At 57.6% G+C, this 14,778-nt stretch carries 9 protein-coding genes; 4 read left to right on the top strand and 5 right to left on the bottom strand.

Features of this window, described 5'->3' with window-relative positions:
* Positions 1–119 precede the first annotated feature (119 nt).
* Together AVCG78_RS01865 and AVCG78_RS01860 are read right to left on the bottom strand one after the other, a co-directional pair.
* On the bottom strand, positions 120–2,060 hold the full coding sequence (locus AVCG78_RS01865; protein WP_071202563.1) for a methyl-accepting chemotaxis protein: 1,941 nt from the start codon (positions 2,058–2,060) through the stop codon (positions 120–122).
* A gap of 1,285 nt (positions 2,061–3,345) precedes the next feature.
* Positions 3,346–5,295, bottom strand: a complete 1,950-nt coding sequence (locus tag AVCG78_RS01860) for a methyl-accepting chemotaxis protein (protein ID WP_015915127.1) — start codon at positions 5,293–5,295, stop codon at positions 3,346–3,348.
* A gap of 496 nt (positions 5,296–5,791) precedes the next feature.
* Between AVCG78_RS01860 and AVCG78_RS01855 the strand changes: the two genes are divergently transcribed.
* Positions 5,792–6,583 carry a TlyA family RNA methyltransferase gene (locus AVCG78_RS01855; RefSeq protein ID WP_071202559.1) on the top strand — a complete coding sequence of 264 codons (792 nt, stop codon included), beginning with the start codon at positions 5,792–5,794 and terminating at the stop codon, positions 6,581–6,583.
* Positions 6,580–7,836, top strand: a complete 1,257-nt coding sequence (locus AVCG78_RS01850) for a class I SAM-dependent RNA methyltransferase (RefSeq protein WP_071202557.1) — start codon at positions 6,580–6,582, stop codon at positions 7,834–7,836. Before AVCG78_RS01855 ends, AVCG78_RS01850 begins: the two co-directional genes overlap by 4 nt.
* A 2-nt stretch (positions 7,837–7,838) precedes the next feature.
* On the opposite strand, the gene AVCG78_RS01845 is transcribed toward AVCG78_RS01850, so the two are convergent.
* The gene (locus tag AVCG78_RS01845) at positions 7,839–8,150 is read right to left on the bottom strand and encodes a hypothetical protein (RefSeq protein ID WP_071202555.1); all 312 of its coding nucleotides are present in this window, start codon (positions 8,148–8,150) and stop codon (positions 7,839–7,841) included.
* Positions 8,151–8,823: 673 nt separating this feature from the next.
* Between AVCG78_RS01845 and AVCG78_RS01840 the strand changes: the two genes are divergently transcribed.
* Entirely contained in the window at positions 8,824–10,911 is a 2,088-nt protein-coding gene (locus AVCG78_RS01840) for a methyl-accepting chemotaxis protein (protein ID WP_081355429.1), read from the top strand.
* Between the two features lie 110 nt (positions 10,912–11,021).
* On the opposite strand, the gene AVCG78_RS01835 is transcribed toward AVCG78_RS01840, so the two are convergent.
* Both AVCG78_RS01835 and AVCG78_RS01830 read right to left on the bottom strand, forming a co-directional pair.
* Positions 11,022–11,780: a crotonase/enoyl-CoA hydratase family protein gene (locus AVCG78_RS01835; protein WP_071202553.1), complete on the bottom strand. Its 759-nt coding sequence runs from the start codon at positions 11,778–11,780 to the stop codon at positions 11,022–11,024.
* Between the two features lie 3 nt (positions 11,781–11,783).
* The gene (locus AVCG78_RS01830) at positions 11,784–13,559 is read right to left on the bottom strand and encodes an acyl-CoA dehydrogenase (RefSeq protein WP_071202551.1); all 1,776 of its coding nucleotides are present in this window, start codon (positions 13,557–13,559) and stop codon (positions 11,784–11,786) included.
* 218 nt (positions 13,560–13,777) lie between these two features.
* Between AVCG78_RS01830 and AVCG78_RS01825 the strand changes: the two genes are divergently transcribed.
* Entirely contained in the window at positions 13,778–14,773 is a 996-nt protein-coding gene (locus AVCG78_RS01825; protein WP_070151857.1) for a transporter, read from the top strand.
* The last annotated feature ends 5 nt before the right edge of the window (positions 14,774–14,778 follow it).

The following is a 14,778-nucleotide window of genomic DNA, read 5'->3' as shown; positions in this document are numbered from 1 at the left end:
CCGAAGGTCGCCTTTCAGCAGGCGATAATCCACACCGCCTTAAACACCAAAACCCCGCTGGCTATGGAGCAAGCGGGGTTTTGTTGACGTACAGTCACCGATGATGGTGGATAGTTCGATCAGAATTCCGCCCATTCCTGTTTCACGGCGGCGGACGATGCACCTCCGCCGAAGGCCTTGCCGATCTTGGAGGCAAGAGCACGGGCGGGTGAGGCAATTGGACGCTGCGATGCGCTGGCAACTGCCGGATGTCCGGCAAATGGCCTCCGACCCGCAAGCTGGAACTGGCTCACAAGCGTCTTCAGACGGTTGGCTTCCGTGGCAAGAGCGGCAGCGGCGGCGGTCGATTGCTCGACCATGGCCGCATTCTGCTGCGTCGTCTGGTCCATCTGGTTGACCGCCGAATTGACTTCGGCAAGACCCGTGGACTGTTCCCTTGCCGATGTGGCGATTGCTTCCATCAACTGGTTGATCTGGACCACGTGATCGCCGATCGACTTCAGGGCAACACCGGTTTCACGCACCAGCTTGACGCCGCTATCGACTTCCGCAGAGGAGTTCTGGATCAGGCCCTTGATTTCCTTGGCAGCCTGGGCAGACCGTTGCGCCAGTTCACGTACTTCCTGGGCAACCACCGCAAAGCCCTTACCGGCTTCACCGGCACGCGCTGCTTCGACACCCGCATTGAGCGCCAGAAGGTTGGTCTGGAAGGCGATTTCATCGATCACGCCGATGATGTTGGAAATCTGCTGCGAGCTTTCCTCGATCCGCTTCATGGCGTTTTCGGCCTGATTGACGACTTCCGACGACCGCACGGCGTTCTGGTTGGCGGTAATCGCCACAGAGCGGGCTTCTTCCGTGCGCTGCGAGGAATTGGTCACATTGACGGTGATCTGGTCGAGCGCCGCCGCTGTTTCTTCCAGGGCTGCTGCCTGCTGCTCGGTCCGCTTGGACAGATCATTCGTGCCATCGGCAATTTCACGGGTGCCGTTTTCCATGCCTTCGACGGTCTGGAGCACGGAGCCGAGCGTCGTTCCAAGCTGTTCCAGCGAGGCGTTGAAATCCTGGCGCAGCGATTCATATTCAGCGGCGAAGGCATCGTTGAGCTGGAAGGATACGTCGCCCTGCGCCAGGCGCTTCAAGCCCTCGCCAAGGGTCTGCGTTGCAAATCGCAGATTGGCCGCTTCCTGCTCAGCACGCTGTTGATGGGCAGCCTGGGTCTGTGCCGTTTGCTGGCGGTTGACCGTTGCCTGCTCTTCCAACTCGCGATTGGCAATGGCGTTCTTGCGGAACACTTCAACCGCATCGGCCATATGACCGACTTCGTCGCGGCGGCCAATGCCGGGGATGTCGATTGCCGTTTCACCGGTTGCAAGCGCACGCATTGAGGCGGTGATCCGGGTCAGCGGCGCAATCATGCCCTTGTTGAGGAGAAGAAGCGACAAACCGATCAGCAAGACAAGTGTACCGCTGCCCAGCAGAATATTGCGGCGGGCATCATAGGCGGCGGCGTTAGCAGCTTTCTGGCGCACGCTGAGAAGCGCGCTTTCATCATCGGCAATTTCCTTGGCCTTGGCGCGAATGCCATCCATATAGGTCTTGCCCGCACCGGAAATCTCCAACTGGCGGCCCTGATCGCGGGTCGCCGGGTCTTTCGCCAGGGCAAGCTCCTTGGCAACGACTTTCGTCTGCCAATCCTGAACCATGGCATCGAGATCGGCGAGACGCTTCTGCTGGACCTGATTGTCAGATGTCAGGCTGCGAACAGCTGCATAGGCATCAGTATAATTCTTTAAGCCAGCCTTTTGCGGATCGAGAAATTTCTCATCAGCTTCCGACAGAAGATAAGCGCGAATGCCGGTTTCCTGATTGACCATGGACGCGACGATGGCATCCATCTTTTGCAGCACTTGATAGGTATGTACAGTCCAATCAGACGATTGCTCCTGGTTGGAGAGCGAACGCCAGCTGACCGCATTCACAACAAGACTAACAGCAAGCAAGATTGCAAATGTCAGTCCAATTTTTGCTACGATCCGTATATTATCCAGAATTTTCATCGTCCAGTTCCCTCATTCGCGAACTTGAAGAGATGAATTCTTTCAAGAGGCGAGCCGTTGCTATCTCAAAACATGATTAATTCGGCGACAGTCCAGCATCATGCCGGGATAAACACAATCTTGGGAATCCCTCTCCCCTGATTGCAACTCGTCACTCGGTTTTTTGTTTTATTGTATATGCATTAAAAAATCTATAATAATATAAATACATTCGCCTCCTCACGAAGCACAACCTTTAAACATTGAAGAAAATACATGTGAAAAGACCTAGTATAAAATCTACCTAGGCGCGAATAATGGTTTTTGTTTTAATTTTTAGATATGTCGCATTTCTTATACATGAAACATATTTTCAACATCTCCAAGTTGAAACATAGAATATTATTCCTGCCTGAATATTTCTTTATGCTCATTTAGTTGCTTTCGCTTTATGCTGAATTTTTGACAAAAATCAATTTTATGATGTGCGTGTCGATGTATATTAAGCCACTTATAATTTGCATTTTTGACCAGTAAATTATTGGAATCATTTTAAAAACACTCTGGCAAATAAGAGAGTGATCCTATCTCTGCGAAATTGACGCCTCTCAAAAGATGCTTATTACAAGTATCGATGTGAAAAATGCTTACACTCCTGGACGACAGGCAAAGGCTTTTCATCGTCGAAGCCAAGGAAAAGCGCTTTCCCCTTCGCCCTCAACTCCCGACTGTAAAATGATAGCGAAGATTTCAAACCTTTAATTCTGGTGATTTTCTCGGTGGCAATTGCGGTGGCTCGACCGCATTGGCTGCGCCGCTCAACGCTGCGTTGAACCGAGCTGAAAGGAGAAAGACCCTCAGCATTTCGGACTTCCCCTCCACCTTCTCATATCAAGGCGCTGACATGCTGACGCATCCTCGCCTTGAACGCATTGCAAACATCTCAAATGCTTGCACCGCTTGAGATATTTGCAAAAGGAATACGAAGAGTCATCTTCAATGACTCTTCGTATAAGAGTAGCGAGGAGGTTGAACTCGTCATCCTCTATCTTTTGGGTTCAGTTTGTCTCTTCGGGAAACGTAGGCCCCATTTTTCCTAACAGTCTGTTCAAGAATTGCTGTTGGCGTGGCGAAAATGGTGATTTCGAGAACCGGAGCGGAGCGTACTTAACGTACGTGAGTACAAGCATTCCAGGAAAAGTGCGAAGCGGTTTTCCGTTTGGAAATGCGAATCAAGCAGGCAAGCGCAGAAATTGCCTTTTGCAGCCCGTCAGCGGCGATTGTTGAACGGACTGTAAGACAAATTCTAGAATTCCGACCATTCCTGTTTGACGGCGGCTGCCGCTGTGCCGCCCCCAAAGGCCTTGCCGAGCTTGGAAACAAGCGAGCGAGCCGGAGAGGAAACCGGACGCTGCGATGCAGCGCTGGAGACAGGATGAGCCGGACCCGCCGAGGCGGTATATTGGGCCACCCCCGGGCCATCCTCCAGCTTGAACTGGCGCAACAGATCCATCAGCGCATCGGCCTCCGTGGCGAGCGTATGGCTGGCTGCGGTCTGTTCTTCCACCATGGCGGCGTTTTGCTGTGTGCCCTTGTCCATGTCGGTGACAGCCACGTTGATCTCCGAGAGACCCGTCGATTGCTCCCGCGAGGCGGTGACGATGGCCGCGACATTTTCGCTGATGTGCTGGACGGCGGTGACGATCTGCTCCAGTTCGCGACCGGTCTCTCCGACCAGCGACACGCCTGCCCCAACCTGGGCGGAGGATGCGCTAATCAAAACCTTGATTTCCTTGGCGGCCTTGGCAGAGCGCTCGGCCAAGGCCCGCACTTCCTGTGCTACCACGGCAAATCCCTTGCCTGCCTCGCCAGCACGGGCCGCTTCCACGCCAGCATTGAGTGCCAGCAGATTGGTCTGGAAGGCAATATCCTCGATAACGCCAATGATATTGCCTATTTCGCCGGAAGATTTCTCGATCTCGGTCATGGCAGCCACGGCGTTTCTCACCACCTGGCCGGAGCGTTCAGCACCGGTGCGGGTGGTGGCCACCAGCTGGCCGACATCTTCGGCACGCCGTGCGCTGTCTTTCACCGTGCGCGTAACCTGTTCAAGGGCGGCTGCGGTTTCTTCCACCGAGGCCGCCTGCTGCTCGGTCCGCTTGGCCAGATCGTCCGCCGAGGCGCGAATTTCCGCCGCCCCAGCATTGATCGCCTGGGCATTGGCACCCACCGTCTTCAACGCCGCCTGGAGCTTGGAAAGGGATTCGTTGAAATTCACCCGTAGCCCATCCAGCCGCTCGACAAAGGGTACCGTGAGGCGGTGAGCAACATTGCCATTGGCGAGCGCCGCAAGCCCTTCCGCCAATTGCACGACGACAAACGAAATCTCGTCGGCTTCCTGTTGCTTCTGGGCCTGGGCGGCCTGCTGCTCATCCTCAGAGCGGCGGCGCATGCTATCGGTTTCCTGGGTCAGGCGCAGTTTTTCAATCGCCGCATCCTTAAAGACCAAAACGGCCTTTGCCATCCGGCCCACTTCATCGCCCCGGTTGATGGCGGGGACATCGACCCCGTGGTCGCCGGACGCCAGTTTGCTCATCGCAACAGTCATACCGGTGATCGGGTTGACGATAGAACGCGCCAGAAGCCAGATCAGCAAGACAGCCAAGCCACCGGCCAGCGCGCAACCGGCCAGCAGCGCCAGTTCAAGACGCGACTGCGCATCGCGCTGGATTCCCCTTTGCTCGTTGCCCATTGCCACCACAACGGTCTTTGCCTTGGCGGCAGCATCGCGGAACGCATCCAACTCGCCTTTCGACGCATAGACACGGGTGATCTCTTCCACCGTCTTCCCGCTCTTGCGGGCTTCCAGTTGCGGCAAGACCAATTGCGTGTGAAATCTGTCGGCCGCCGTCTTGATATCGTCCAGCATGGACTGAACGGCCTGATGACCGGCAGCGGCAGTGCGGGCATCGTCCAGGGATTTCAACATTTTGTCGCGGCTGTCGAAGACGGCCTTATAGGTGCTGTCGGACCCCAATAGCAGATAGCCCCGTTGATTGACCGCCTCTTCCAGCATCGCCTGGAGCGTCAAATCCAGCGCATAACCGACCTGTTCGATCTGAGCATGTTCCTCAAGCGCCGCCTTGACCTGCCGACCCTGGAGAAAAACGACAGCAGAAGCAATGAAGCACCCCGCCATGATCGCGACGAAGGTCAGGTAGAGTTTTTTGCTGAGGGACAAATCCTGAAAAGACATGGGGGCCTGCTTCCTATTCTCACTGCATTTGGGCGGCAGCGATTGCCACGCGCCATATGAAAGCCCGATACTCAGGTAGGAAACGTCACAAAGCCGCGAAAAAGCGATCCAAACCCATCAGGCGTGGATGTCACGATCCGGCTATTCGGCGTCGTCCTTGCCAAGACCTTTTCAGACCCCGGAGACCATCCCTGGCTTTCATTCGAGGCGAGTATTGCCGCAGTGGGTCTAAAAAAGTGTTACAGCTGTACCGTGAATAAGCACATGTACACATTTGACCACAAATTCCGAACCGAGGGCCTGTGTAGATTTGACGAGTGTCAAAACCACCTGTCCGAAAGTATGAGAGTGAGCCTCCTGCCCCTGTTCGAGCCTTGCCCAATTGCCGCAGTTTTCCTCTTATGGGACGCGCAAAGCGATGGCGGCGATCCTACGACCTAGCCTGACAAGGGCAAGAGGCTTGCAAGTCGCAGCATAAACCGGCATTGACGGGGGTATGACCCAATCGCCAAGCCCCCAATCGTTGGAACCCCAACGTCTCGACCAGTTGCTGGTTGCTCTCAATCTTTTCGCCAGCCGCTCGCGCGCCCGCGACGCCGTGCAGCGTGGCGGCGTCAAGGTGAATGGCCGCACCGTGACAAAGCCAAGCTTGACCTTCTCCCCTGATGTGACGATCGAAATCGACGATCCGGCCCAGGATTACGTGTCGCGCGCCGCGCTGAAGCTGGTGGCAGGTCTCGATCACTTCAAGCTCGACCCCAAGGACCATGTCTGTCTCGATGTCGGTGCGTCCACCGGCGGCTTTACCGAAGTGCTTCTGCATCGCGGCGCAGCGCATGTCATTGCCATTGATGTCGGCCACGAACAGTTTCATCCCCGTCTGGAAAGCGATCCCCGCACCACCAATATCGAAGGGCTGAATGCCCGCTATCTGGAGCCGGAGGATATTGGCAATCAGGAGTTTACCTTCCTGGTCTCCGACGTGTCGTTCATTTCGCTGAAACTGGCCCTGGTGCCTGCTCTCGAAATGGCCGAGCCCGGCAGCCATTGCCTGCTGCTGGTCAAGCCGCAATTTGAGGCGGGCCGCGAGGCCATCAGCAAGGCAGGCCTGCTGAAGGAGCCGGAAACCGCGCCGCTTGTGGCTGCCGAACTGGAACGCTGGTTAAGCGAAGACATGGGCTGGACAAGCCTTGGCATGATCCCCTCGCCGATTGCCGGTGGCGATGGCAATGTGGAATTCCTGCTGGCAGGGCGAAAGCCGGAAGAACAGCCTGAGGATGCAGAATGAGCACCGAGACACTGACGATCAACAGCCTCGGCGCCCAGGGCGATGGCATTGCCAATGGCGCGGACGGCCCGGTCTATGTGCCGTTTTCCCTGCCCGGCGAGCGGGTGGCGGTCGCCCGCGTCAAGGACCAGGGCACGATCATGTCGATTGCCTCTGCCTCGCCGGAGCGGATCGAACCGGTCTGTCGGCATTTCGGCCCTGACGGGGTCGGCGGCACCTGCGGCGGCTGTTCGCTCCAGCATATGGAAAAATCCGCCTATAATGAATTCAAGCGCTCGACGCTGATTGCGGCGCTAAAATCCAAGGGCATCGAGACCGAGGTGAACCCTCTGGTCGAAGCCTTTCCCGGCGAACGGCGGCGGCTGGTATTTACCGCCCGCAAACGCGAAAAGGGCCTATTGATCGGCTTCAACCAAGCCGCATCCCGCCATATCGTCGAGTTGGAGGAATGTCCCGTCACATCCGCAGGCATTCTTGCCCGGCTGGATGACCTGCGCGCCATCGGAGCGGCGATTGCCACCGGATCGGATCATTTCCGCATGACGGTGACGGAAACCACCACCGGGCTGGACGTGTCGCTTGACGGGGTGCGGGGCGGCCTGCCGGACCGCGAGCGCCGGGCGATTACCGAAGTGGTGTTGAAAATGCGCGGCGTGGCCCGCGTTTCCGTCAATGGCGAAATCGTCATTGAGCCGCATAAGCCGATGCTGGATTTCGGCGGAGCGCTGGTCGCCATGCCGCCCGGCACCTTTACCCAGGCGACCCGCCAGGCCGAAGACGCCATGACCGCCTTGGTGCTCGACCATGTCGGCAAGGCCAAGCGGGTGGCGGATCTGTTCTGCGGGATCGGCACATTTGCATTGAGACTGGCGCGTCAGGCCCAGGTTCTCGCCGTCGAATCCGATGAAAAGGCGGTGAAGGCGCTGGATCTGGCGGCCCGCAACACCAAGGGCTTAAAGCCGATCAAAGCCGAAAAGCGCGACCTGTTCCGCCGCCCGCTGATGGTTTCCGAACTGAAGGGACTGGACGCCGTGGTCTTCGACCCGCCACGGGCCGGAGCCGAGGAACAGTGCGCGGAACTCGCCCGCTCGCAGGTGAAAACCATCGTTGCCGTCAGCTGCAATGCTTTGACGCTGGCCCGCGACCTATCGATCCTGATGGCCGGCGGCTACCGCATTACCGCCGTCACACCCATCGACCAATTCCTCTGGTCGCCGCATGTCGAGGTGGTGGTGGCGCTCACCAAGGGCTGAGATTAATACTGCCGCAGCTTGCCGCTACCAACCGCGTTGGCGCAGCGGCAGCTTCCCCCGACCCGGCCCGGACTGGCCGGGCAGGAATACCGCCCCGCACCCGCATCGCTGGCCGGTGGCTTGATGATGCAGACATAGCGCGGCGGACGGACATTGCCGCCCTGCTGGGGAATATTGCGGTTGATCGTATCCGGCTGCGCCTGGGCAAGCTGGAGGAGAGGTGCCGCGGTAGAGGGTTCAGTGCCGGGTCGGTCTGCGGCATGAGCCGCTGGCGCCGCCGCGATCATCGCCATGGCAATCAATAAGCCTCGCATCTTTCCCTCCCGAGCAGATAGCCGCAAAACAGTGAAATTCTCTAGAGTTTGTCAGGGACAAGTGGAACCCGGTTTTCCCGAAAAGACAAACGAAAACAAGAAAACTTAGAGTCTGTCTGGTTCAATCTGAACCTGACAGACTCAAGAGAACTGCTGCATCAGCCCTTAACAGAAACCTATGAATATCCACTGAACGACCCGCAAGCCTGCGGCCACACTGGCACAAATAAGGTCAATCGTTCTTAAAAATATGGAAATAACGCTATATTAAAAAATTCCAGTAATACTTAAAATTATTTAACATATAATTCATGAATATTTCACAGCCATCGAAGATGGACAGCAAATAGACATCTTCAAAGTGCCGTCGTCTAAATCTTCATTGGACTGTCATGTTGTATTAAGAGAATTTTAGATCCTTCGAGACAGTTTCGAGACCAGTTGTACCCGGTGTCATTACCAATCTATTCAGGGCTTATGATGATGTGGGGTTATGTCGTGCCGGACCGCATAGTGGAAACCGGTTTTTGAACAAACGATGCAGAAACAAACGCGATAGCAACGTGCCGATCCGGCTTTGTGCACATTGCTGTAAACTCAATTTAAACTGCCGACCGCGTGGGGCGATGGGGTGTCTTCACATGCGCAATTTCGGTGTCAGGATATATTTCGGATGGCTAGAAATTTGAATCTGATGTCCAAGATTCTGATCGCCGCATGTGCGGCTGTTGTCTTGGTGCTGTGTGGATTTTCGTTCTATATTGATAATCTTCAGCGCTCGACCATTGGTAAGACTGTGGCGGACGAAATCAATTCTTCCGGCCTGCAAGCCTCTGAAAGCATTGCCAATTGGCTGAACGCCCGCGTGATGCTGACGGAATTCGCAGGTCAGGCTGCCGGCAAGATCGGCACGCCAGAGGGAATTTTGACCGAGTTTGACAATCCGGTGCTGCTGCGCGAATTCATGTCCACCTATGTCGGCCATCAGGCGGATGGCAAGTTTACCTCGGTTCCATTCCAGCCTCTGCCGGAAGGCTATGATCCCCGCATTCGTCCCTGGTATCAAGGCGCGGTCAAGGCCAATAAGGTCGTGCTGACAGAGCCATATACCGACGCATCAACAGGGCAGTTGATCCTAAGTGCGGCGGTGCCGGTGAAAAGAGAGGGCCAATTGTATGGCGTCGCTGCCAGCGATTTCTCCTTGAAAACGCTGGTGGGTCTGATCAAGGCCGTTGATATTGGCGGCAAGGGTTCGGCTTTCCTCGTCAACGGCAATGGTACGATTCTGGTTCATCCAGATCAGGCATTGGTGACAAAGACGCTTTCGGATGTCTTTCCGGCTGAAACACCGAAAATCGGTGGTGGCTTGGTGGAAAGCCAGTTCGCCGGTAAGCCGGTGCTTGTCAACTTCATGCCGATTAAGGGCCTGCCGGTCGATGGCTGGTATCTGGCGCTGGTGGTGGATGAGGCAAAGGCCTATGCCGCAATAGGCGAGTTCCGTCTTGCTGCCGTGATTGCCACGGTGATTGGCGTGATCGCCATGGTCGGCATTCTTGCACTGGTGCTTTCGACCCTGGTGGTACGTCCTGTGGTGCAGATGACCACGGCGATGAGCAAGCTGGCCGGCGGCGATGTGTCCGCCGCCATTCCCGACGTGCAGCGCGGCGATGAGATTGGCCAGATGGGTGCGGCGGTCGCTGTATTCCGTGATAACGCTATCGAGCGGGTTCGTCTGGAACGCGAGGCCGACTCCACCCGCACGATGAGTGAACAGGAACGGCGCGACCGCGAAGCCGTAAAGGCACGTGAAGCGGAACAGGTCTCCTTTGCGGTACATGCGCTGGCCGATGGACTTGGCAGGCTTGCCGATGGTGATCTGGCCCAAAGTATCGAGACCCCTTTTGCCGGTGATCTTGAGCGGCTGCGCTTCGACTTCAATGCGGCGCTGGCCAAACTACACGACGCCATGGCCGCCGTTGGCCAAAACGCCAGACAGATTGATGGCGGAGCCATGGAAATCCGCGCCTCGGCTGATAATCTTGCACGCCGTACAGAACAGCAGGCCGCCTCGGTTGAGCAGACCGCAGCGGCGCTGGAAGAGGTGACAACGACCGTCAGAGATAGTGCTCATCGCGCCGAAGAGGTTGGCCAGATCGTGACCCGCGCCCGCAGCGGGGCGGAAAAATCCGGCAAGATTGTCCAGAATGCTGTTAATGCCATGGAAGCCATCGAGACATCCGCCAACCAGATTTCCAACATTATCGGGGTGATTGACGAAATCGCCTTCCAGACCAATCTCCTGGCCTTGAACGCTGGCGTGGAAGCAGCCCGTGCTGGTGAGGCCGGCAAGGGATTTGCCGTTGTCGCCCAGGAAGTGCGCGAACTAGCCCAACGTTCGGCAACGGCCGCCAAGGAAATCAAGCAATTGATCCAGGTCTCGGGAGAGCAGGTGGCAAATGGCGTATCGCTGGTAAGCCAGACCGGTGAGGCACTGGACGGCATTATCAATGAGGTTCAGGAAATCAACAAGCATATCAATGCTATTGTTGTCGCCTCCCGTGAACAGTCACAGGGATTGCAGGAAATCAACGCCGCTGTGAATGTGATGGATCAGGGCACGCAACAAAATGCCGCCATGGTCGAAGAGCAAACAGCGGCAAGCCATGGACTGGCGCAAGAAGCGGCTGCCCTGACCGAATTGCTGGCGCAATTCAGACTGGCCCGGGAGCCTGCAAACCTTACGCAACGGCGCGCCGCCTGACGGGACTTGTTACCAAGGCGAGGATGCATAAGCATCTTCGATCCCTTTGTATAAGGTGTTATGCGATAGGCTTTAAACCGGGTGCCGTTTCCGCAATCAATATCAGGCAATCACTTTCTGGCCAGAAATGCCTCGAACGCCGCCCGTGCCTCGGCACTTTTCAGCCGGGCGGCAAAATGCGCCAGCTCTTCGTCCAGGCGGGCCAGGACCAGGCTGCGATCGCCGCGCAGCAGGTCTCTGGCGATTTTCAGGGCCTGGGGCGGCTTTTTGGCAAGGTTTGCGGCGAGCGCCAGGGTTTCGCGCTCGACCGCATCCGGCTCGACCACTTTCCAGATCAACCCGGCCTCGCGCGCTTGCTCGGCTGAAAAGCCTTCCCCCAGCGCCAACAGTGCGAAGGCGCGCTGGTGGCCCATGGCAAGCGGTGCAAGCAGGCTGGAAGCCGCTTCTGGCACCAGCGCCAGATCGACGAATGGCGTCTTGAACAGGCTGCGGCTGGAGGCAATCGTCAGGTCGCAATGCATGTTGAGGGTCGTGCCGATGCCGATGGCGAGACCATCGACGCCGGATACCAGAGGCTTTTCCGCTGCCACCAAAGCCCGCAGCACCAGGGCCGCCGCCGGAAGTTTGCTGCCGTCAGACAGGGCATAGGCGAGAAAATCCCCCATGTCATTGCCTGCGGTAAAGCAGCCTTCGGTGCCAAGGAACGCGACGACACGCACCGCGTCGTCACCCTGCGCCTCATTCAGGGCGGCGGTGATGCGGTGATACATCGCCTCGGTAATCGCATTCTTCTTATCCGGCCGGTTGAAGCGGATGACCAGCACGCCGGGATGGGTTTCAGGCCGCTCGACAAGGATATGCTCGCTCATGATTTAGGCCTCCAGCACCGCGCGGGCAGCAGCAAGACTAGCCCCACCGCCGACCACCGCCTGTTTCAGGCCGGAACTTTCGCCCAAAAGGTTTTCCGCCACAAACCGGCAAAGCGACACGCGCTTGTCGTCTTCCCCCTGCGCCAACGCCCCCTTGGCCAGATAGGCACCGGTCAGGGTCAGGCCAAACAGCCGCTGATAGGGCGTTGCGCCAGCAAGGGCTTCGGCTTGCGCGCCTTCGCCTAACCGGGCCAACAGGTATTCCGTCGCATCTTCGAGATCGCGGATCGCGGCAAGCAGCCGGGTCGCCGTTTCGCCGAATCCAGGCCGGTTGCTGGCGTCCACAGCAACGGCAAGGGCTTTCAACTCGCTGAGGAAGCCACGCACATGCGCGCCCTCGGCCAGCGGCAGCTTGCGCACCACGAGATCGATCGCCTGGATACCGTTGGTGCCTTCGTAAATCGGCGCGATGCGGGCGTCGCGCAGCAGACGGGCAGCGCCCGTCTCCTCGATAAAGCCCATGCCGCCATGCACCTGAATGCCCATCGAGGCGACATCGACGCCGATATCGGTGGCAAAGCTCTTGGCAATCGGCGTCAAAAACGCAGCACGCGCCTGCCAGTGGCGAGCCTCATCACCTTCGCTATGATGGCTCATGTCGATGGCATGGGCGCAGGAATAGCAGATCGCCCGCGCCCCTTGGGTCAGCGCCTTCATGGTCAAAAGCATGCGCGCCACATCCGGGTGCTCGATGATCGGGCTCATGCCCGCACCGGTCCAGCCGGGTGCCTTGCCCTGGGTGCGCTCTCTTGCATAGGCGGTGGCAAGCTGGGTCGCGGCTTCGGCAATCGCCACACCCTGCATGCCGACGGCCAGCCGCGCATTGTTCATCATCGTGAACATGCAGGCCAGACCCTTGTTTTCCTCACCAATCACGTAGCCAATCGCGCCCGGATCATCGCCAAACCGGCCATCGCCAAAAATCATCGTGCAGGTGGGAGAGCCGTGAATGCCCAGCTTATGCTCCAGCGAATGGCAAAACAGGTCATTGCGCGCACCAAGCGAGCCATCGTCATTCACCAGGAATTTCGGCACCAGAAACAGCGAGATGCCGCGTGTACCCGCAGGCGCATCGGGAAGCCGCGCCAGAACCAGATGGATGATATTGTCTGTGGCGTCGTGTTCGCCCCAGGTGATGTAAATCTTCTGGCCGAAAATCCGATAGGTGCCATCGTCTTGGCGCTCGGCGCGGGTTTTCATCACACCCAGATCAGAGCCTGCATGGGGTTCGGTGAGATTCATGCTGGCCATCCATTCACCGGAGACCATTCTGTGCAGGAATTTTTCCTTCAAGGCCTCGCTACCATGGGCCGTCAATGCCTCCGAAGCGCCCATGGTGAGGACTGGGCCCAGCGCAAAGCCCATGGAGCCGGAATTCCACATTTCCAGTGCTGCGACATTGAGCAGATGTGGCAGGCCCTGGCCGCCATAGCGCTCCTCTGCCACCAGCCCGTTCCAGCCGCCTTCAGACCAGCGACGATAGAGATCCGCCCAGCCATCCGGCAATTGCACCTTGCCATCCACCAGTTTCGCGCCCTGCCGGTCGCCATTTGCGGCCAGCGGCGCGATCTCGTTGGCGGCAAACCGGCCAGCCTCTTCCAGAATGGCATCGGTGAGATCCTCGGAAAGGTCGCCGAACCGGCCCTCTTCCAACGCCTGCGCCATGCCGGCAACCTGTTTCAGGGTAAAGGCAATCTCCTCCACGGGGGCCTTGTACATCGCGTTCTCCTCCGTCAAATCCCGGCTTGCAGCGGGCCACTCCCGACCCGGATAGTTCCTGATACTTCAGCTAATTGATTTTTACGTAAACGTCAATAAATCGCAAGCCCCTTCGCGTTTTGTCGGCTGTTGATCCGGGCGTCACAATCGGCGCATATAGCGTAGGCACAGCCTGTGGCCAAAAGTGTATGAGACGCGATGCGAGGAAGTTCGGTACCATGCTGACAGCGACGACCCCTATTCCCGGTCTGGTTTGGGCCTATCATATCGACGCCCGCCACCAGAGCGCCACCCGCCTGCCGATGGATGCAACACTTACGGGTCTGATGCCGGAACAAGGGTTTCTCTGGCTGCACCTCAATCTTGCCGACGTGCGAGTGCCCGGCTTTATCGAACAGTTTCCGGGCCTGAGCGAAGCGGCCCGCGCCGCCCTGATCAATCACGAACATCACGCGGCGCTCTCGGTGGACGAGCAGCTGATCTATGGGACGCTGGTGGATTTCCAGCGCGAATTTGCCGCCGCCACCCGGGACATCGGCTGGCTACATTTTGCGCTTTCGGACCGGTTCATCATCACCACACGGCTGCAACCGATCCGCTCGGTGGATATTCTGCGCGGTGCCATTGAGAAAAACCCGGCGAAATTCGCCTCCCCCATGCAGGTCTATGAAGTGCTGGTCGCGGAGTTTCAACGCGGTATCATGGCGCTGGTGCTGGAACTGATGGAAGAGATCAACCGCATCGAAGACGTCGTCTATGATGAAGACATGCGCGACGAGCGCACCCAGCTTGCCCCGCTGCGCCGGGTGATCGTGCGACTGCATCGGCATTTGCGAGGTATGCTGAGCATGATGCGGCGCGCCAATGCCGTGGACGAGGATGAAATGCCCGCCGGCTTCGAAGATGTGGCGAGCCGCCTGACCAACCGGCTGGAAGCCGCTGACCATGATGTCTACGCCCTGCATGAGCGCGCCCGGCTATTGCATGAAGAAATCGACAGCAAGCTCTCCTCCGAGACCAACCGCCATCTCTATATCCTGTCGCTGATGACGGCCTTTTTGCTACCGCCCTCGCTGGTCACAGGCTTTTTCGGAATGAATACCTCGCATTTGCCCTTTACCAGCGGGCCGGAAGGATCGGCCTATGCGATTGCCTTTATCCTCGGGTCGATTTTTCTCGCCTGGTTTATCCTGAAGCGCGCCAGAATTCTCTAAAAACG

The organism is Gillisella vitis (assembly GCF_021559775.1).
In the GTDB taxonomy this organism is placed as follows: Bacteria; Pseudomonadota; Alphaproteobacteria; order Rhizobiales; family Rhizobiaceae; genus Allorhizobium; species Allorhizobium ampelinum.
This window is presented reverse-complemented; position numbering and strand designations above follow the sequence as displayed.

Coding starts and splice junctions, on each gene's coding strand:
- AVCG78_RS01865 (WP_071202563.1), bottom strand. CDS start 2,060: ATGAAAATTCTGGATAATATACGGATCGTAGCAAAAATTGGACTGACA.
- AVCG78_RS01860 (WP_015915127.1), bottom strand. CDS start 5,295: ATGTCTTTTCAGGATTTGTCCCTCAGCAAAAAACTCTACCTGACCTTC.
- AVCG78_RS01855 (WP_071202559.1), top strand. CDS start 5,792: ATGACCCAATCGCCAAGCCCCCAATCGTTGGAACCCCAACGTCTCGAC.
- AVCG78_RS01850 (WP_071202557.1), top strand. CDS start 6,580: ATGAGCACCGAGACACTGACGATCAACAGCCTCGGCGCCCAGGGCGAT.
- AVCG78_RS01845 (WP_071202555.1), bottom strand. CDS start 8,150: ATGCGAGGCTTATTGATTGCCATGGCGATGATCGCGGCGGCGCCAGCG.
- AVCG78_RS01840 (WP_081355429.1), top strand. CDS start 8,824: ATGGCTAGAAATTTGAATCTGATGTCCAAGATTCTGATCGCCGCATGT.
- AVCG78_RS01835 (WP_071202553.1), bottom strand. CDS start 11,780: ATGAGCGAGCATATCCTTGTCGAGCGGCCTGAAACCCATCCCGGCGTG.
- AVCG78_RS01830 (WP_071202551.1), bottom strand. CDS start 13,559: ATGTACAAGGCCCCCGTGGAGGAGATTGCCTTTACCCTGAAACAGGTT.
- AVCG78_RS01825 (WP_070151857.1), top strand. CDS start 13,778: ATGCTGACAGCGACGACCCCTATTCCCGGTCTGGTTTGGGCCTATCAT.